At 73.1% G+C, this 17,929-nt stretch carries 17 protein-coding genes; 15 read left to right on the forward strand and 2 right to left on the reverse strand.

Translation table 11 applies throughout. From position 1 onward, the window contains the following. The first annotated feature begins 37 nt into the window (after positions 1–37). The 4 genes from ASH01_RS16330 (at position 38) to ASH01_RS16345 (ending at position 4,123) form a co-directional block, all read left to right on the forward strand. Positions 38–709 carry a hypothetical protein gene (locus tag ASH01_RS16330; RefSeq protein WP_156415625.1) on the forward strand — a complete coding sequence of 224 codons (672 nt, stop codon included), beginning with the start codon at positions 38–40 and terminating at the stop codon, positions 707–709. Beyond that, on the forward strand, positions 706–1,044 hold the full coding sequence (locus ASH01_RS16335) for a hypothetical protein (protein ID WP_056778181.1): 339 nt from the start codon (positions 706–708) through the stop codon (positions 1,042–1,044). The genes ASH01_RS16330 and ASH01_RS16335 overlap by 4 nt, the downstream gene beginning before the upstream one ends. A 509-nt stretch (positions 1,045–1,553) precedes the next feature. After that, complete coding sequence (locus ASH01_RS16340; RefSeq protein ID WP_369793504.1) at positions 1,554–2,789, forward strand: PhoH family protein; 1,236 nt, start codon at positions 1,554–1,556, stop codon at positions 2,787–2,789. A gap of 434 nt (positions 2,790–3,223) precedes the next feature. Beyond that, positions 3,224–4,123 carry a hypothetical protein gene (locus ASH01_RS16345; RefSeq protein ID WP_082622943.1) on the forward strand — a complete coding sequence of 300 codons (900 nt, stop codon included), beginning with the start codon at positions 3,224–3,226 and terminating at the stop codon, positions 4,121–4,123. Between the two features lie 105 nt (positions 4,124–4,228). On the opposite strand, the gene coaA is transcribed toward ASH01_RS16345, so the two are convergent. After that, complete coding sequence (gene coaA, locus ASH01_RS16350) at positions 4,229–5,221, reverse strand: type I pantothenate kinase (protein ID WP_056778191.1); 993 nt, start codon at positions 5,219–5,221, stop codon at positions 4,229–4,231. A gap of 63 nt (positions 5,222–5,284) precedes the next feature. On the opposite strand from coaA, the gene glmS reads away from it, so the two are divergent. The 9 genes from glmS to tsaD all read left to right on the forward strand — a co-directional run bounded on the left by glmS (position 5,285) and on the right by tsaD (position 14,358). Continuing rightward, a complete protein-coding gene (gene glmS / locus ASH01_RS16355; protein WP_056778196.1) occupies positions 5,285–7,144 on the forward strand; it encodes a glutamine--fructose-6-phosphate transaminase (isomerizing) in 1,860 nt (619 codons plus the stop codon). A 1-nt stretch (position 7,145) separates the two neighbouring features. Beyond that, the gene (locus ASH01_RS16360) at positions 7,146–7,496 is read left to right on the forward strand and encodes a holo-ACP synthase (protein ID WP_056778198.1); all 351 of its coding nucleotides are present in this window, start codon (positions 7,146–7,148) and stop codon (positions 7,494–7,496) included. Beyond that, positions 7,496–9,010, forward strand: coding sequence for a bifunctional ADP-dependent NAD(P)H-hydrate dehydratase/NAD(P)H-hydrate epimerase (locus tag ASH01_RS16365; RefSeq protein ID WP_056778201.1), 1,515 nt, complete (start codon positions 7,496–7,498; stop codon positions 9,008–9,010). Before ASH01_RS16360 ends, ASH01_RS16365 begins: the two co-directional genes overlap by 1 nt. A gap of 69 nt (positions 9,011–9,079) precedes the next feature. After that, positions 9,080–10,294, forward strand: coding sequence for an alanine racemase (alr, locus tag ASH01_RS16370; RefSeq protein ID WP_082619918.1), 1,215 nt, complete (start codon positions 9,080–9,082; stop codon positions 10,292–10,294). Further along, on the forward strand, positions 10,291–11,541 hold the full coding sequence (locus ASH01_RS16375; protein ID WP_056778203.1) for an alpha/beta fold hydrolase: 1,251 nt from the start codon (positions 10,291–10,293) through the stop codon (positions 11,539–11,541). The genes alr and ASH01_RS16375 overlap by 4 nt, the downstream gene beginning before the upstream one ends. A gap of 4 nt (positions 11,542–11,545) precedes the next feature. Continuing rightward, positions 11,546–12,025, forward strand: coding sequence for a tRNA (adenosine(37)-N6)-threonylcarbamoyltransferase complex ATPase subunit type 1 TsaE (gene tsaE, locus ASH01_RS16380; RefSeq protein WP_056778206.1), 480 nt, complete (start codon positions 11,546–11,548; stop codon positions 12,023–12,025). 85 nt (positions 12,026–12,110) lie between these two features. Further along, positions 12,111–12,821: a tRNA (adenosine(37)-N6)-threonylcarbamoyltransferase complex dimerization subunit type 1 TsaB gene (tsaB, locus tag ASH01_RS16385; RefSeq protein ID WP_056778208.1), complete on the forward strand. Its 711-nt coding sequence runs from the start codon at positions 12,111–12,113 to the stop codon at positions 12,819–12,821. Continuing rightward, complete coding sequence (gene rimI, locus ASH01_RS16390) at positions 12,818–13,315, forward strand: ribosomal protein S18-alanine N-acetyltransferase (protein WP_056778210.1); 498 nt, start codon at positions 12,818–12,820, stop codon at positions 13,313–13,315. Before tsaB ends, rimI begins: the two co-directional genes overlap by 4 nt. Next, positions 13,312–14,358 carry a tRNA (adenosine(37)-N6)-threonylcarbamoyltransferase complex transferase subunit TsaD gene (tsaD, locus tag ASH01_RS16395; protein ID WP_056778213.1) on the forward strand — a complete coding sequence of 349 codons (1,047 nt, stop codon included), beginning with the start codon at positions 13,312–13,314 and terminating at the stop codon, positions 14,356–14,358. Before rimI ends, tsaD begins: the two co-directional genes overlap by 4 nt. Before the next feature lie 370 nt (positions 14,359–14,728). Here the strand turns inward: tsaD and ASH01_RS16400 are convergent, their stop codons facing one another. Then, on the reverse strand, positions 14,729–15,754 hold the full coding sequence (locus ASH01_RS16400) for a glycoside hydrolase family 3 N-terminal domain-containing protein (RefSeq protein WP_235508722.1): 1,026 nt from the start codon (positions 15,752–15,754) through the stop codon (positions 14,729–14,731). Between ASH01_RS16400 and ASH01_RS16405 the strand changes: the two genes are divergently transcribed. Then, positions 15,753–17,090 (forward strand): nucleoside hydrolase, encoded by a 1,338-nt coding sequence (locus tag ASH01_RS16405; protein WP_235509637.1) that lies wholly within the window; start codon positions 15,753–15,755, stop codon positions 17,088–17,090. The genes ASH01_RS16400 and ASH01_RS16405 overlap by 2 nt on opposite strands. Beyond that, the gene (locus tag ASH01_RS16410) at positions 17,090–17,920 is read left to right on the forward strand and encodes a PfkB family carbohydrate kinase (protein WP_056778222.1); all 831 of its coding nucleotides are present in this window, start codon (positions 17,090–17,092) and stop codon (positions 17,918–17,920) included. Before ASH01_RS16405 ends, ASH01_RS16410 begins: the two co-directional genes overlap by 1 nt. Positions 17,921–17,929 lie beyond the last annotated feature (9 nt).

Genomic DNA, 17,929 nt, shown 5'->3' on the forward strand with positions numbered 1-17,929 from the left:
CCCGCGAACGACACACAGACCACGACCGAGGAGAACCATGGCTGACCCGATGAAGGGCACCCCGCTCGAGGGTTTCGAGCTCCCCGAGGACGTCTTCGGGCTGGGAGCCGCCGAGCTCGCCTACCTGATGGCCCGCCACGAGACCTCGGCCGGTGAGCGCTCACGCCGCCTGCTCATGCTCGACCCCCGTGCGGCCGACGACGCCGCCCTGCTCGCGGGCGCCTCGAGCCTCGCGTCGCGCGGCTGGCTCACGGTCAGCGACGACGGCACGCCGCAGTCGCGCTCGAACGCCGCCCTCGTCGAGTACGCCGTGGGCGCGGCCACGCGGTGGACGCGCATCGGGCTCGTGGGTGAGAACGTCAGCCAGGCCGAATTCGCGATCCTCGTCGAGTCCGACACCGTGATCGCCCTGATGCAGCCGCGCCAGCTCGCATCGTGGTTCATCCGCCTCGGCGAGCGCGACGGCAACACCGGTGCCCTCGTGACCGGGCTCGTGCGCGAGCGGTTCGCGGCGAACGCCGAGTCCGGCGTCTTCCTCGAGGTGCAGACCCTCGAGGGCAGCACCAACCTCGCGATCCGCCGCTCCGGCACCGACTTCGAGGCGCTCACCGACGTCGCCGGGCCGGGCACCGGCACGGGCGGGGTCGTCGACGCCGAGGGGCTCCAGGCTGCCGTGTCCGCCCTCTACACCGAGAAGGTCGACGCATGAGCGCCCCGACGCCCCGCCAGGCCGATCCGACCGGGCAGACCCCGCCGAAGGAGCCGTTCTCCTACGTCAGCCAGGAGCGCGGGCTGCTCACGCTCAAGATCCGTGAGCCCGCGCTCATGTTCGTCTTCTTCCTCGCCTTCACGGTCGTCGGCGTCATCTTCTTCTCCATGGTCAAGAAGGGCGCCGACCAGGGCGCCGAGGGCGCCATGGGCGTCGCCTACCTCATCCTCGCGATCTTCGGCGGCCTCGGCGTCATCGGCATGGCCATCGCCGCCGTGCGCTGGCGCTGGAAGCGTGAGTACGTCCGCGTCATGGGCCGTTCTCCCTGGGCCTGACGCCCCGTCGCGCCGACCTTGGCGCGAGCACCCGAGTGCGCCGCCTCGCCGTCGGTCCCGGTCCACCACCGGGGCCGGCGGCGACCGGTGTGTTACGCCCACGTGAACACTCCGGCGACACGACGACACGACGTCACTCAATCCCCGTCGCCGTCGCCTCCGGGTCGTACCGTCGTCCCAACGGCCGACACCCGTCGGGCGTTGCCAGGAGGCCCACCCATGGAGCGATCGCTCAGGACGGAGGGTCGGGCAGTGCGCCACCCTCTGGTGGTCACCGCCCGGCATCTCGGGAGCGATTAGGCGCGCGACGCGCGCCGCGTAGGGAGTGGCACATGGCTCGTACGACCCGTCAGGTCACGTCGGACCCCGCCAGCACGAACACCAAGCCGGCCGCGGCCTCCACACGCGCCACGACTCGCGCCTCCACGCGCACGACGGCCCGCGAACGCGAGCCCGAGCACAAGACGTACGTCCTCGACACGTCGGTGCTCCTGTCCGATCCCCGGGCCATGCTCCGCTTCGCCGAGCACGAGGTCGTGCTGCCGGTCGTCGTGGTGACCGAGCTCGAGGGCAAGCGACACCACCCCGAGCTCGGCTACTTCGCCCGCCAGGCCCTGCGCCTGCTCGACGACCTGCGCGTCAGCGAGGGCCGCCTCGACAAGCCGGTCGCCGTCGGCACCGACGGCGGCACCCTGCGCGTCGAGCTCAACCACACCGACCCGTCCTCGCTGCCGGCGGGCTTCCGCCTCGGCGACAACGACACCCGGATCCTCGCGGTGGCCCGCAACCTCGCCAACGAGGGCGCCGACGTCACCATCGTGTCCAAGGACCTCCCGATGCGCGTCAAGGCCTCGGCCTGCGGTCTCGAGGCGGAGGAGTACCGCCACGAGCAGGGCATCGACTCGGGCTGGACCGGGCTGCAGGAGCTCGAGGTCAGCAGCGAGGAGCTTGACCAGCTCTACGACCGTGGCCGCGTCGAGCACGCCGGCGCCGCCGAGCTGCCGTGCCACACCGGTCTCGTCCTGCTCTCGCCGCGGGGAAGCGGCCTGGGGCGGGTCGGCGCCGACAAGCAGATCCGGCTCGTGCGCGGTGACCGTGACGCGTTCGGCCTGCACGGCCGCAGCGCCGAGCAGCGGATCGCCCTCGACCTGCTCCTCGACCCCGACGTGGGCATCGTCAGCCTCGGCGGCCGGGCCGGCACCGGCAAGTCGGCCCTGGCGCTCTGTGCGGGCCTCGAGTCGGTCATGGAGCGCCGGGCCCAGCGCAAGGTCCTCGTCTTCCGCCCGCTCTTCGCCGTCGGTGGCCAGGAGCTCGGCTACCTGCCCGGCACTGAGCAGGAGAAGATGAACCCGTGGGGCCAGGCGGTCTTCGACACCCTGGGGGCGCTCGTCTCGACGGAGGTCGTCGAGGAGATCATGGACCGCGGCCTGCTCGAGGTCCTGCCGCTGACGCACATCCGCGGACGCTCGCTCCACGACGCGTTCGTCATCGTCGACGAGGCCCAGTCGCTCGAGCGCAACGTGCTCCTCACCGTCCTGTCGCGCATCGGCCAGAACAGCAAGGTCGTGCTCACCCACGACGTGGCCCAGCGGGACAACCTGCGCGTCGGACGGCACGACGGCGTGGCCGCCGTCATCGAGAAGCTCAAGGGGCACCCGCTCTTCGCCCACGTCACGCTGACGCGAAGCGAGCGCAGCCCGATCGCGGCGCTCGTCACCGACATGCTCGAAGGTCTCGAGATGTGACCTGAGTCACAGACCGCACGGCGCTCCCCGAGCACGCGGCTCGGGGACGCTGTGCGCTGGGCCACTCGCCACGACCCTTGGAACACCCCTCGACGGTGAACGCCGACTTGCCCCGCGGGGCGGTCGAATGGCACCGTGTGAGGTTGAAAGATCTCGGAACGGTAACGCTCGCCTCGGGGTGTGAGCGCAACCGGCCGGGTCACCACCACACGTCGGGCGCAGCCGTCGACGGGCCAGCGCCCGCAGACGCACGCGCCGGGCACACCCCTCGACACAGGAAGGCGTGACGTCTGTTCATGGCACGGTATGAAGGCCGGCACCGCAACGCACCGGCTCCCTCGACCGCTCCGCGCCCGAACCCCGCCACACCCTCGGCGCGGTCCGGCCGCGTCCACCCCGAGACGGCTCCGGACGTCCCCCGCAGCCCCCGTTCGGTGAGCCACGGCTCGACCGGTGCGGCAGTCGCGTCAGGTGCTTCAGGCGCCGAGGGTGCGACCCAGGGGGCCCGGCGGGCCTTCGACCCGACGCGTGCCATCCCCGTCACCCCGGCCGCTGACCGCGCCGCCTCCAAGAGCGCTGCAGGCCCCGACGCCCGCCGCTCGTCGGCTCAGCCGCACGGAACGCGCAGCAGCCGACACCACAAGCCCTCGGCGCGCCAGCGTCACGTCGGCCGACCGATCCTCGCCGGAGCGCTCGCCCTCGGTCTCGGCGCCTCCGGGTTCGCCTACGCCAAGGCCACGAACCTCATCGGCGCCGACGCGGCCGCCTTCGTCGTCGGCAGTGGCGTCGTCGCCCAGACCGACGAGCTGGCCCGCGCCTCGACGGTCGACACGACCTACCGCGCCGCCGCCTCCGTCTCGCGCAACGAGCGCCGCACCGCCATCGCGGCCACCGGCCTGCGCACGGCCAAGGAGCTCGAGGCCAAGAAGAAGAAGGAAGCTGCCAAGCAGGCCGTGCTGGCCCGCGAGGAGGCGGCCAAGGCCGAGCGCGCCAAGGAGCGCCAGCGCGCCATCGACAACGCCAAGGACGACCCGCAGGCCGCGGCCCGCGTCCTCATGGCCGACCACGGCTGGACGAGCGACGCGCAGTACAACTGCCTCGTCAACCTCTGGACTGGCGAGAGCGACTGGCGCTGGTTCGCCGAGAACCCCAGCTCCGGCGCGTACGGCATCCCGCAGTCCCTGCCCGCCCGCAAGATGTCGCAGTTCGGTGCCGACTACCGCACCAACCCGCTGACCCAGATCAAGTGGGGCCTCTGGTACATCGAGATGTCCTACGGCAACCCGTGCAACGCCTGGTCCACGTGGCAGGCGCGCTCGCCGCACTGGTACTGACCTGACCGAGGCGTATGCCGTGTGGCCGGCTCCCAGCGGGAGCCCGCCGCACGGCATACGTGCGTCGTGGGCAGGGCGGCCCGAGGCTGCGGCGCAGGCCGTCGGTCAGATCTTGCGGAGCCGCACCCGGCGGACCTCGTGGTTGTCGCCCTTGGACAGCACGAGGCTCGCCCGTGAGCGCGTCGGGAGGATGTTCTCGACGAGGTTCGGGCCGTTGATCTCGCGCCAGATCCGGTTGGCGGTCGCGACGGCCTCGTCGTCGGACAGCACGGCATACCGGTGGAAGTAGGAGTCGGGGTCCGAGAACGCCGTCTCGCGCAGGCGCAGGAAGCGTTCGACGTACCACTTGCGCACGTCGTCGACCCACGCGTCGACGTAGACCGAGAAGTCGAAGAAGTCACTGACCGCGAGACCGGTCCCCCGCACGGGGTGCACCTCCGGTGCCTGGAGCACGTTGAGGCCCTCGACGATGAGCACGTCGGGTTGGCGCACGACGATGCGCTCGCCCGGGACGATGTCGTAGGTCAGGTGCGAGTAGACGGGGGCCGTGACCTCGGCCCGGCCGGACTTGATCTCGGCGACGAAGCGGAGCAGGGCACGACGGTCGTAGGACTCGGGGAAGCCCTTGCGCTGCAGGATGCCCCGGCGCTCGAGCTCGGCATTGGGGAAGAGGAAGCCGTCGGTCGTGACGAGCGCGACGCGCGGCGTGTCGGGCCAGCGGGCCAGCATCTCGCGCAGGATGCGGGCCGTCGTCGACTTGCCGACGGCGACCGAGCCCGCGACGCCGATGACGAACGGCGTCTTGGCCGGGCGCTCGCCGAGGAAGTCGCTCGTCACCTGGTGGAGCTGGCGGGTGGCCCCCACGTAGAAGTTGAGCAGGCGCGAGAGCGGGAGGTAGACCTCCTCGACCTCGTTGAGGTCGACGCGGTCACCGAGGCCGCGCAGTCGCGCGAGGTCGGCGTCGTCGAGGTTGAGCGGGTGGTTCTCGCGCAACCGGGACCACGCGGCCCGGTCGAACTCGACGTACGGCGACGGGATCGCGGTCCCGTTGCCGCCGTTCCCGCCGGTACCGTTGGATGGCTCCGACACGAGCGACATTCTTGCGGACGCCACAGCCGGGGGTGGCGTTGGGCCCCCGGACGGTCCCTTAGGCTGGACCCCATGTGCGGAATCGTGGGATACGTCGGGCGGACCGACGACGGAACGGCGCTCGACGTCGTCATGGAGGGTCTGGCGCGTCTGGAGTACCGCGGCTACGACTCGGCCGGCGTGGCGCTCATCGACGGAGACCACGTCGAGACGCGCAAGAAGTCGGGCAAGCTGGCCAACCTCACGGCCGAGCTCGAGGCCGACCCGATGCCGTCGTCGACGACCGGCATCGGCCACACCCGCTGGGCCACGCACGGCGGCCCCACCGACCAGAACGCCCACCCGCACCGCGGCGGCAAGGACGGCAAGCTCGCCCTCATCCACAACGGCATCATCGAGAACTTCCACAGCCTGAAGAAGGGCCTGCTGGCCGACGGCGTCGAGTTCACGAGCGAGACCGACACCGAGGTCGTCGCCCACCTCGTCGCCGCCGCCTACGAGCGTGAGCACGACCTGACCGACGCCATGCGCGCCGTCGTCGCGGAACTCGAGGGCGCGTTCACGCTCCTCGCGATCCACGCCGACCAGCCCGGTGTCGTCGTCGGCGCCCGCCGCAACAGCCCGCTCGTCGTCGGCCTCGGTGACGACGCGAACTACCTCGGCTCCGACGTCGCGGCCTTCATCGGCCACACGCGCCACGCGCTCGAGCTCGCCCAGGACCAGATCGTCACGATCACGCCCGAGGGTGCCAGCGTCATCAACTTCGACGGTACGCCCGCCGAGGGCAAGGCGTACGAGGTCACGTGGGACGCCGCGGCTGCCGAGAAGGGCGGCTACGCGACGTTCATGGAGAAGGAGATCCACGACCAGCCGCACGCCGTCGCCGACACGCTCCTCGGGCGCACCGACGCCGAGGGCCGGCTCGTCCTCGACGAGATGAGCATCTCCGAGGAGCAGCTCCGCTCCATCGACCGCATCACGATCGTGGCCTGCGGCACCGCCGCGTACGCCGGCATGGTCGCGAAGTACGCCATCGAGCACTGGACGCGCATCCCCGTAGAGGTCGCCCTCGCCCACGAGTTCCGCTACTGCGACCCCATCGTCAACGAGCGCACCCTCGTCGTGTCGATCAGCCAGTCCGGCGAGACGATGGACACCCTCATGGCCGTCAAGCACGCCCGCGAGCTCGGTGCCATCACGGTCTCGGTGTGCAACACGCACGGCTCGACGATCCCGCGCGAGTCCGACGCCGTGCTCTACACGCACGCAGGCCCCGAGATCGCGGTGGCCTCGACCAAGGCGTTCCTCGCCCAGATCACCGCCTGCTACGTCCTCGGTCTCTACCTCGCGCAGCTGCGCGGCGGCTCGTTCGCCGACGACGCGCAGTCGGTCATGAAGGAGCTGAGCGGCGTCCCCGCCAAGATCGAGACCCTGCTCGGCCAGATGGGCCGCGTCAAGGAGATCGCCAAGTTCATGGCCGACACCCGCTCGGTCCTCTTCCTCGGGCGCCACGTCGGCTACCCGATCGCCATGGAGGGCGCGCTCAAGCTCAAGGAGCTCGCCTACATCCACGCCGAGGGCTTCGCGGCCGGCGAGCTGAAGCACGGCCCGATCGCGCTCATCGAGCCCGGCCAACCCGTCTTCGTCGTCGTGCCGTCGCCGACGAGCGAGCACGGCCTGCACGGCAAGGTCGTCAGCAACATCCAGGAGGTCCGCGCGCGCGGCGCCCGCACCCTCGTCATCGCCGAGGAGGGTGACGACTCCGTCGAGCCCTTCGCCGACGAGGTCATCCGGGTGCCCGCCACGTCGTCGCTGCTCGCGCCGCTGCTCACCGTCGTGCCGCTCCAGGTCTTCGCGCTGTGGCTCTCGACGGCCAAGGGCCTCGACGTCGACCAGCCGCGCAACCTCGCCAAGTCGGTCACGGTCGAGTGACGTGATCGTCGGGGTCGGGATCGACGTCGTCGACATCGCGCGTTTCGAGTCCACCCTCGAGCGCACCCCGGCGCTGCGCGAGCGGCTGTTCACGCTCGAGGAGCGCCACCTCGGCATCGCCTCGCTCGCGGCGCGGTTCGCCGCGAAGGAGGCGCTCGCCAAGTCGCTCGGTGCGCCCGTGGGCCTGCACTGGACCGACGCCCGGGTCGTGACGAACGACGACGGCCGCCCCACGCTCGAGATCGGCGGCACCGTGCTCGCGCGGGCCAACGACCTCGGCGTCGACTCCTTCCACGTGTCCCTGTCGCACGACGCCGGTGTGGCGTCGGCCGTCGTCATCGCGGAGGGCTGATGATCCGCGCGCACTCCGTCGACGCGGTCCGCACCGCCGAGGCCGCCGCCCAGGCGCAGCTCCCCGAGGGTGAGCTCATGTCCCGGGCCGCCCTCGGGCTCGCCGAGGTCGCGGTGGCCCGCCTCGCCGACGTCGAGGGCACGACCGTCGTCGGGCTGATCGGCGCCGGCGACAACGGCGGCGACACGTTGTATGCCGTCGCCCACCTCGCGGAGTCGGGTTTCGCCTGCGCCGTGGTGCTCGTGCCGGCCTCGGGCCGTGCGGGCGTCCATGCGGGAGGCCTCGGGGCCGCCGAGGCAGCCGGTGTCATGGTCCACGTCGCCGCCGACGACCCGGCCGCGGCCGCTGACGTCGTCGCCGAGGCCGACCTCGTGCTCGACGGCATCGTCGGCATCGGTGGTCGCCCCGGCCTCCGGCCCGAGGCCGCGCACCTCGTGGACGCGGTGGACGACGACGCGTGGGTGCTCGCCGTCGACCTCGCCAGCGGGCTCGACCCCACGGGTGAGTCCGGCGAGGACGACGCCGTCTGGGCCGACGAGACCGTCACCTTCGGCACCCCGAAGCCGGTGCACCTGCTCCCGGCGGGAGAGGCCGCGACCGGCCGGCTCACGGTCGTCGACATCGGGATCGACGTCGACGAGGTGCCTGCGGCCGTCGAGCGCCTGACCTGGGACGACGTCGCCGAGCTGTGGCCCGTGCCCGGACGGGGTGACGACAAGTACTCCCGCGGCGTGCTCGGCGTCGTGGCAGGGAGCGAGGCCTACCCCGGCGCAGCCGTGCTGTGCGCGACGTCGGCTGCCGAGGCCGGCGTCGGGATGCTCCGCTACGTCGGTACGCCGACCCCGGTGGGTCTCGTGCACCAGGCCGTGCCCGAGGCGGTCATGGGCGACGGTCGGGTCCAGGCCTGGGTCATCGGCCCGGGCCTCGACGTCGAGAGCACCGATCCGCAGGCGCAGGCCCAGGTGGCGGTGGCCCGGGCCGCCCTTGCCTCCGACCTGCCCGTCGTCATCGACGCGGGCGGGCTCGACCTCATCGAGGGCTGGCGCGACGCGCCGACCGTGGTCACACCGCACGCAGGAGAGCTCGGCCGGCTGCTGGCACGGATGGTCCGGCCCGGCGCCGACCCCGGCGAGCTCGAGATCACCGCCGCCGACGTCCAGGCCGAGCCACTGCGCTCCGCCCGCGACCTCGCCGGGCTCATCGGCGGCACCGTGCTGCTCAAGGGAGCCACGACGCTCGTCGTCAGCCACGGCAACCTGCCCGTGCGGTCCCAGGCCGATGCGCCGCCGTGGCTCGCCACGGCCGGGGCCGGTGACGTGCTCTCCGGCGTCATCGGGGCCCTGCTCGCGGCGGGGCTGTCCCCGCTCGACGCGGCCTCGCTCGGCGCGCTCGTCCACGGCGTCACCGCCGACCGGGTCTCCGGCGGCGGCCCGTTGCGGGCCCTCGCGGTGGCCCACGGCATACGACCGACGGTGCGCGACCTGCTGGCCCGGGGACGGTCCGCCCCCGGCTGAGCCGACCCACGCGCCCTGCACGCGTGGCCCTGCACCCGGACCTCCCACACGAACTGCGAGACTGAACCGATGAGCCAGATCGACGCCTCCGACGCCGAGCGGACCGCGACGCCCACGGCGGCCGCACGGCCCGCCGCGCCGGAGACCCACGGCCTGACGGTGTGGGCCGAGATCGACCTCGGCGCGCTCGAGGCCAACGTGCGCACGCTGCGCGCCCTCGCTCCTGGCTCCCAGTTCATGGCCGTCGTCAAGGCGGACGCCTACGGGCACGGCCTGCTGCCCGTCGCGCGTGCAGCGGTGCGCGGCGGCGCCACCTGGCTCGGCGCGGCCCAGCTCGCCGAGGCGTTCGCGCTGCGCGACGCGGGCCTCACGACGCCTCTGCTGACGTGGCTCACCGTGCCCGGGTCGGACGTCGGCGGCGCCATCCGGCGCGACATCGACCTCTCGGCCTCGGCGCCCTGGGTCCTCGACGAGATCGCGGCCGCCGCGACCGCGCTCGGGCGCGCCGCCCGTGTGCACCTCAAGGTCGACACCGGCCTCGGGCGCGGGGGAGCCTACGGCGGGGACTGGACCACGCTCGTCCAGCACGCTCGTCACCTCGAGGAGGAGGGTGCCGTCTCGGTCGTCGGGGTGTGGACCCACTTCGCCCACGCCGACTCGCCCGAGCACCCCACGGTCCTCACGCAGCAGGAGCGCTTCTTCGAGGCCGTCACCGAGGCCGAGCAGGCCGGCCTGCGACCCGAGCTGCGCCACCTCGCGAACTCAGCCGCGACGCTCGTGCACCCGTCGGCGCACGCCGACCTCGTGCGCCCCGGCATCGCGATGTACGGCCTGACGCCGGTGCCGCAGGTCGACGACGACTTCGGGCTGCGTCCGGTCATGACCCTGCGCGCGCGCCTCGCCCTCGTCAAGGCGCTCCCCGCGGGACAGGGGATCAGCTACGGCCACGCGTACGTCCCGGACGTCGACACCGTCGTCGGGCTCGTGCCCGCCGGCTACGCCGACGGCGTCCCCCGCAACGCGACCAACGTCGGGCCCCTCCTCGTCGACGGCCGGCGCACCACCATCGCCGGGCGCGTCTGCATGGACCAGTTCGTCGTCGACCTCGGACCGGGGTCCACGGCGCAGGCCGGTGACGTCGTCACGCTCTTCGGTGGCGCGCCGGGCGAGCCGACGGCCCAGGAGTGGGCCGACGCGACCGACACCATCAGCTACGAGATCGTGACGCGGCTCGGGGCCCGCGTGCCGAGGCTCTACGTCGGCGGCTCGGAGGCCGACGCATGAGCCCGCGCCGCAACCCCGTCATCGGCATCGCCGCCGCGACCCTCGGTGTCGCCGCGGGTGTGGCGGCCGGCATCGCCGCCGACCGTGCGGGCAAGCACCGCGCGGCGATGGCCGCTCTCGAGACCCCTGAGCTGCTCGAGATCACCCCCGACGAGGAGCACGTCGTGCTCACCGACGACGGCGTCCCGCTCCACGTCGAGATCGACCTCCCGGCTGCGGCCGCAGCCGACGCGGCCGCCGACGGCACCACCCGCCACGGCCGTCCCGACGAGCTGCCCACCATCGTGCTCACCCACGGCTACTGCCTCAGCCTGCGCTGCTGGGTCTACCAACGCCGGGCCCTCAAGGAGGCCGGCTACCGCGTCGTCAGCTGGGACCAGCGCGGCCATGGCCGCTCAGGACGCGGCGAGAAGGACAGCTACACGATCGACCGGCTCGGTCAGGACCTCCACACCGTCATCAGAGAGCTCGTGCCCGAGGGCGACATCGTCCTCGTCGGCCACTCGATGGGCGGTATGACGATGCTCGCGCTCGGCGAGCATCACCCGCGTCTGGTCGTCGACCGGGTCGTCGGCGCCGCTTTCGTCGCGACGAGCCCGGGGGGCATCATGCTCGCCAACGGCGGGCGCACCGCGACCCTCGGCCGCCTCATGCTCGAGCGCCTCGGACCGGGCGTGCTCGGCCCGCTGAGTCACCGGCCCGAGCTCTTCACCCGGATCCGACGCGTCGGCCGAGACATCGAGCACTTCATGGTCGAGCAGAACTCGTTCGCCTCGCCGGTGCCGCGCTCCGTCGTGCGCTACACGAGCGACATCCTCCTCAGCACGCCCCTCGACGTCGTCAACGACTACCTCCAGACGTTCGACGGCTTCGACAAGCGGCCCGCCCTGCTCGAGTTCCGGCACGCCGTCGTCCTCGTCTTCAACGGGCGCGACGACATCCTCACGCCGCCCTCGCACAGCGAGCTCATCGTCGAGGGCATCCCGGGCGCCGAGCACATCGTCGTCAACGACGCCGGGCACGTCATCATGCTCGAGCACCCCGACCTGCTCAACGCGCACCTCGTCCAGCTCGTCGACCAGTCGGCACGGGCGCGAGCCGAGCAGATCGAGGTCGCCCAGCAGCCTCGGGTGCGTCGCATCGTCACCGACGTCGCCAAGAACCGCCGCCAGCGCCGCCTCGAGAAGGAGGCCGCCGAGCTCGTCCGGTCCGGCCGCGTCAAGCAGGCGCGCACCAAGGGGGCGTGACCAGGTGGAGCGCCAGGTGCGCTGGGCCACCACTGACGACACCCAGGACTTCGGTCGACGGCTCGGCGCCCTGCTGCGCGGTGGCGACGTCCTCGTCCTCACCGGCGACCTCGGTGCCGGCAAGACGACGCTGACCCAGGGCATCGCCGAGGGGCTCGGGGTGCGCGGGCCGATCACGTCGCCGACCTTCGTCATCGCGCGGGTGCACCCGTCGCTCGTCGGCGGCCCGCTGCTCGTCCACGTCGACGCCTACCGCCTCGGCAGCGCCCTCGAGCTCGACGACCTCGACCTCGACGCCGACCTCGACGCGAGCGTCACGGTCGTCGAGTGGGGCGCAGGTCTCGCCGAGCAGCTGAGCGACACGCGGCTCGAGCTGACGGTCACCGGTGACGACGTGCGCACGGCGCGGCTGGTGGGAGTGGGCGACCGGTGGGACGACGTCCTCGAGGCCGTGGCGCCGGCGACCCGACCTGACCTGACCTGACCTGACCTGTCCGCGTGAGCCGGGCGGACGGCATGCGCGCGTACGGGTTCGGGGACCCGGCGGGTGCTCGGATAGCCTGACCGACGTGCTCCTGCTCGCGATCGACACCTCCACGACCGCCATCACCGTCGGCCTGCACGACGGCACCTCGGTCGTCGCGGAGGCCTCGACGCTCGACGCCCGGGCGCACGCCGAGCACCTCGCCCCCAACATCCGCGACGCGCTCGCCTCGGCCGGCGCAGAGCCCGGCGACGTCACCGACGTCGTCGTCGGCATCGGCCCGGGCCCGTTCACCGGCCTGCGCGTCGGGATCGTCACCGGTCGCACCTTCGCCTTCGCGCTCGGCCTTCCCGTGCGCGGCCTGACGAGTCTCGACGCCATCGCGCACGAGGCGTGGCTGGGGGGCCGGCGCGGTGACCTGCTCGTCGCGACCGACGCCCGCCGCAAGGAGGTGTATGCCGCCGCGTACGTCCTCGGGGACGACCGCGCCGACCGCGTGACCGAGCCCGCCGTGTCCCGCGCGGCCGACCTGCCGCCCGAGACCCGCGCCCTGCCGACGGCGGGTCGTGGTCCCACCCTCTACACCGAGGCGCTCCCGCACGCCGTGGCGCCGCTCGACGTCAGCGGGGGAGCGCTCGCCGACCTCGCGGTGCGCCGACTGGGCGACACCGCACCGGCCCCCGCCGAGCTGCAGGGGGTCGATCCCGGCCACGGCTTCGACGGGCTCGAGCCGCTCTACCTGCGCCGACCCGACGCGGCACCCGCGCCGCCCTCGACGAAGTCGACCCTCGGATGACCGTGGCGCAGCCGCACACGTACCCCGGCGAGGAGGTCGTGCTGCGCGACCTCGAGTGGACCGACCTCGCCCACCTCGCGACGCTCGAGCAGCAGCTCTTCGCCGACGACGCGTGGTCCGAGGCCACGTGGTGGAGCGAGCTCGCCGGCCGCCCCCGTCGCGACTACGTCGTCGCCACGACGCCCGACGGCACGATCGCCGGGTATGCCGGCCTCGACGTCGCGGGGGACGTCGCCGACGTCATGACCATCGCCACCAGCCCAGGCCACCAGGGCCGTGGCACGGGGCGGGTCCTGCTCGACGAGCTCGTCCGCCGGGCGACGCTGCGAGGCGTGGACGCGGTGCTGCTCGAGGTGCGCGCCGACAACGACGCGGCGCGGCGCCTCTACGACCGGGCCGGCTTCGAGGTCATCTCGGTGCGCCGCCGCTACTACCAACCAGGCAACGTGGACGCGCTCGTCATGCGCCTCCTCGTCATGAAGGGAGACGCATGAGCGACGAGCCCCTCGTCCTCGGCATCGAGACGTCCTGCGACGAGACCGGTGTCGGCATCGTGCGCGGCCAGACGCTCCTCGTCGACACCGTCGCGAGCAGCGTCGAGGAACACGCCCGCTTCGGCGGCGTCGTGCCAGAGGTCGCGAGCCGCGCCCACCTCGAGGCCATGGTGCCGACGATCGAGCGCGCGTGTCGTGAGGCGGGCGTCCAGCTGCGTGACCTCGACGCCATCTCGGTGACCTCGGGTCCCGGTCTCGCGGGTGCGCTGCTCGTCGGCGTCGCCTCGGCCAAGGCCCTGGCGCTCGCCCTCGGCAAGCCGATCTACGGCGTCAACCACCTCGCCTCGCACGTCGCCGTCGACATCGTCGAGCACGGGCCGCTGCCCGAGCCGACGATGGCGATGCTCGTCTCCGGCGGGCACTCCTCGCTGCTCCTCGTGCCCGACGTCACCAACGACGTCCGCTCGCTCGGCTCGACGATGGACGACGCCGCCGGTGAGGCCTTCGACAAGGTCGCGCGCGTGCTCGGACTGCCCTTCCCCGGAGGGCCGCACGTGGATCGCGCTGCGCGAGAAGGCAACCGGATCGCCATCGACTTCCCGCGCGGGCTCACCACCGGGCGCGACATGGAGCGGCACCGCTTCGACTTCTCCTTCTCGGGCCTCAAGACCGCCGTCGCGCGGTGGGTCGAGACGCGACAGCGCGCCGGCGAGGCCGTGCCGGTCGCCGACGTCGCCGCCAGCTTCCAGGAGGCCGTCGTCGACGTCCTCACCCGCAAGGCCCTGCTCGCCTGCAAGGAGCACGACGTCGACCACCTGCTCATCGGCGGCGGCGTCGCGGCGAACTCGCGCCTGCGCGCGCTCGCCGAGGAGCGGTGCGCCAAGGCCGGTGTCACCCTTCGCGTCCCGCGCCCCGGACTCTGCACCGACAACGGGGCCATGGTCGCGGCGCTCGGGGCGCAGATGGTGGCGAAGGGGCGCGAGCCCAGCGACCTCGGACTTCCCACCGACTCGTCGATGCCGGTCACTCTCGTCCAGGCGTAGGTGACGTCCCGGCCCGCTTGGCTGGGGGTCGTCGAGCGCGCCGCGACGCTCGCGGCGTGGGGTCGGCGGGCACCCGCTCGCCCGCGCGGCGTGGAGCGAAGGCGGCGTATGCGGGCACGTGGCCTTGCAGGGACACGGTGCCGCCTTCGATGCCGCGCGGACGAACGGCTGCCCACCTCCCGGCCTGTCGTACTGCGCACCCTGCGCGGCGCCTCCTGGACCCGCCCGAGGCCCTCTCGTCCTGGCTGGGTGTGACCGGGCTGCAGCGGATCTGCACCCACCCTTGGTCGTCGGCTCACGCCTGGGAGGGTGGGGTTCGGTGGGGCTGGGGACTGGGTCGGGGCCGCGGTCTGGGTGTTGCTGTCTGGGCCTACGGGCAGCGGGCCAGGCCCATCCTGAGCTTGAGGTCGACGACCCTCGTGGCAGCGGTCTGGACCTGCTTGGCGAAGACGGGGCTCGCGTTCATCTTCTTCGTGATGGCGTCGTGCATGGCGGGCACCGTGGCCGGGCGGGCGGTCAGGGTGATGTCACCACCGGCCTCGATGAAGCGGGTGGCGCGCGCGCCGACGGGCACGTCGGCGACGGCCTTTGCGGCGCCGACGTCGTCGGTGATGACGACCCCGTCGTAGGAGAGCCGGTCGCGGAGCAGGTCGGTGACGATCGGCCTCGAGAAGACGGCATTGGTGCCCGGGTCGATGCGGCTGTAGATGGCCGAGCCGACCATGACGAGCTCGACGCCGTCCTGGATGCCGGTGCGGAACGGCTCGAGGTAGGGGTCGTCGACGGTCGTCGTGCGGTCGGTGATGCCGCGTGCCGTGACGTCGGTGTTGCCGGTGATGCGGCCGAGGCCGGGGAAGTGCTTGACGGTCGAGGCGATGCCACCCGCGCGCATGCCGGCGATGAAGGCACCGACCATGCGTGCGTTGCGCTCGGGGTCGCTCGAGAACTGACGGTCGTACTGGCCGATCGGCCCGTTGTCGCGCCCGATCGACGTCGGCACCGTGTCGGCGACCGGCGCGAGGTTGACGTTGATGCCCGCGGTGCGCAGCTGGTCGGCCCATCGGGTGGCGTCGGCGGTGAGGGCGCTGGCCGAGCCCTGGTCCTGGACGCGGGCGGACGGCATGCGGCTGAAGCCGTCGCCACGCAGCTGCTGCACGGCCCCGCCCTCCTGGTCGGCGGCGACGAGCAGACCGAGGCCCGCGGTGTCCTCCTTCGAGGCGAGCGCCGCGAGGTGTCGGGTCGTCGCACGGACGCGTTCGGTGCCGCCGTCCCAGCCGCCGAGCAGGATGACCCCGCCGAGGTGGCGCCGGGCCACGAGGGCGTCGAGGCTCGTGCGGCTCGCCCCGTTGTCGAGGCCGACCATGAGCAGCTGCCCCGCGCGTTCGCCGTCGTCCATGCCGGCGACGATCGCCGGGGCGCACGAGGAGGGCGTCGACGGTGTGGTGGTCGTGGGGGCGGGAGTGGTCGTCGTCGACGGGGTGGCGCTCGTCGACGCGACCGTCGTGGGCGCGCTCGATGCCGAGGTCGAGGGGACGGTCGTGGTCCCCGTCGCGGTGGGCCCGGCGGCCGGCGGGGCGGAGGAGCAGGCGGTCACGACGAACGTCACGGCAGCCGCGAGGACCGCCCACCGGGCGATGGACGGGCGGCGTCGGCTGTGGCTCGGGCGCATCGTTCGAGCCTATCCTCGGACGCCGGTCGTCCCCAGCGGGGCCGCGTCGGCCACCGACCGGTACGTTGCCGCTGTGACGACCGAACCCACCCCCATCGTGCTCGACGTCGACACCGGAGTCGACGACGCCTGCGCCCTGCTCCTCGCCGCCCTGCACCCGGCCCTCGACCTGCGCGCCGTGACGTGCGTCGGCGGCAACGCCCCCGTCGACGACGTCGTACGCAACACGCTGCTCGTCCTCGAGACCGCGGGACGCACTGACGTCCCGGTGGGCCGGGGTGCCGAGCGGCCCCTGCTGGAGGCGCCCGTCGACGCCCGCCACGTGCACGGGGACGACGGCATGGGTGACCTGGGCTGGCCGCCCGCCGCCATGAAGGCCGACCCGCGCCACGCCGTCGAGCTGCTGCGCGACGTCTGCCGTGAGGCCGCGGAGCAGGAGCGCCCGGTCACGCTCGTGCCCCTCGCGCCGCTGACGAACATCGCCCTGCTGCTCCGGACCTACCCGGACGTCGTGTCGGGCATCTCCGAGATCGTCTTCATGGGCGGCGCCGCCAACGTCGGCAACGCGACGGCGTCGGCCGAGTTCAACGTCTTCCACGACCCCGAGGCGGCGGCGATCGCACTCGACGCCGCGGCCGACCTCGGCATCCCGGTGACGATGTACGGCCTCGACGTCTTCTACGAGCCCGTCGTGTCGGCCGAGCTGGCCGACACGCTCGTCTCTGTGGGTGGCCGGGGCCCCGCCGAGCTCGCGGGCAGCCTGATCCGCTTCCAGAACGCCCGCTTCGACCGGCCGGCGTCGACCATCGGTGACGCCGGCGCCGTCTGCGTCGTCATCGACCGGGCCGGGATCCGGACCGAGCCGCTGCCGCTGCGCGTCGAGCTCGCCGGCACGTGGTCACGGGGACGCACCATCGTCGACCGGCGTGACTGGAGCGGCGACATGGCCCACGACCCGCACGGCGAGGCGCCGGTGCGGGTCGACGTGGCTCTCGAGGTCGACGGTCCCCGCTACGCGCGGCTCTGGGCCGACACCCTGCTCGGCCGGGTGGGCGAGCGCTGATGGGCCGCGTCGCGGTCCTCGGCTCGCTCAACGTCGACGTCGTCATCCTCGTCGAGCGGCACCCGGTGCCCGGCGAGACCCTCCTCGGTGAGGCCGGGGGCACGTATGCCGGTGGTAAGGGTGGCAACCAGGCCGCGGCTGCCGCTCGGGCCGGGGCGGCCGTCTCGATGCTCGCCCGGGTCGGCGACGACGGACCCGGCGGGGCCTACCTCGACCGCCTCACTGGTCTCGGCATCGACACCGCAGCGGTGTCGACGAGTGGAAGCGCCCCGACCGGCACGGCCTTCATCACCGTCGACGAGCAGGGCGAGAACTCGATCATCGTCGTGGCCGGCGCCAACGGTGAGCGTGACCGGGCGCTCGTCGAGCAGGCCGGAGGGCTCGGACCCGGCGACGTGCTGCTCTGCTCGCTCGAGGTCGACCTCGCGACGGTGGCCGACGCCGCCCGCGCGGCCCACGCCGCGGGAGCCCGGGTCGTCCTCAACCTCGCGCCGTATGCCACCCTGCCGCCCGACGTCATCGCGCTCGCCGACCCGGTCGTCGTCAACGAGTCGGAGATGCGCGACCTCGCCGACTCCGACCTCGTGCCGGAGTCGCTGCTCGTGACCTTCGGGGCAGCGGGCGCGCGCTGGGGGATGGACGGCGTGGACGGCATACCTGTGGCGAAGCGCGACCTCGGTGACACGGTCGGTGCCGGGGACGCGTTCTGCGGGGCGCTCGCAGCGGCGCTCGCCGGGGGAGCGGACCGTCAGGGCGCCCTCGAGGCGGCCAACGCGGCCGGCGCGGCCGCCGTGCGCTGGGTCGGGGCCCAGCCGGACGCCGCGCTCTGACCCCCACCC

Origin of the sequence: Terrabacter sp. Soil811, assembly GCF_001429655.1 — a bacterium.
Classification (GTDB): Bacteria; Actinomycetota; Actinomycetes; order Actinomycetales; family Dermatophilaceae; genus Terrabacter.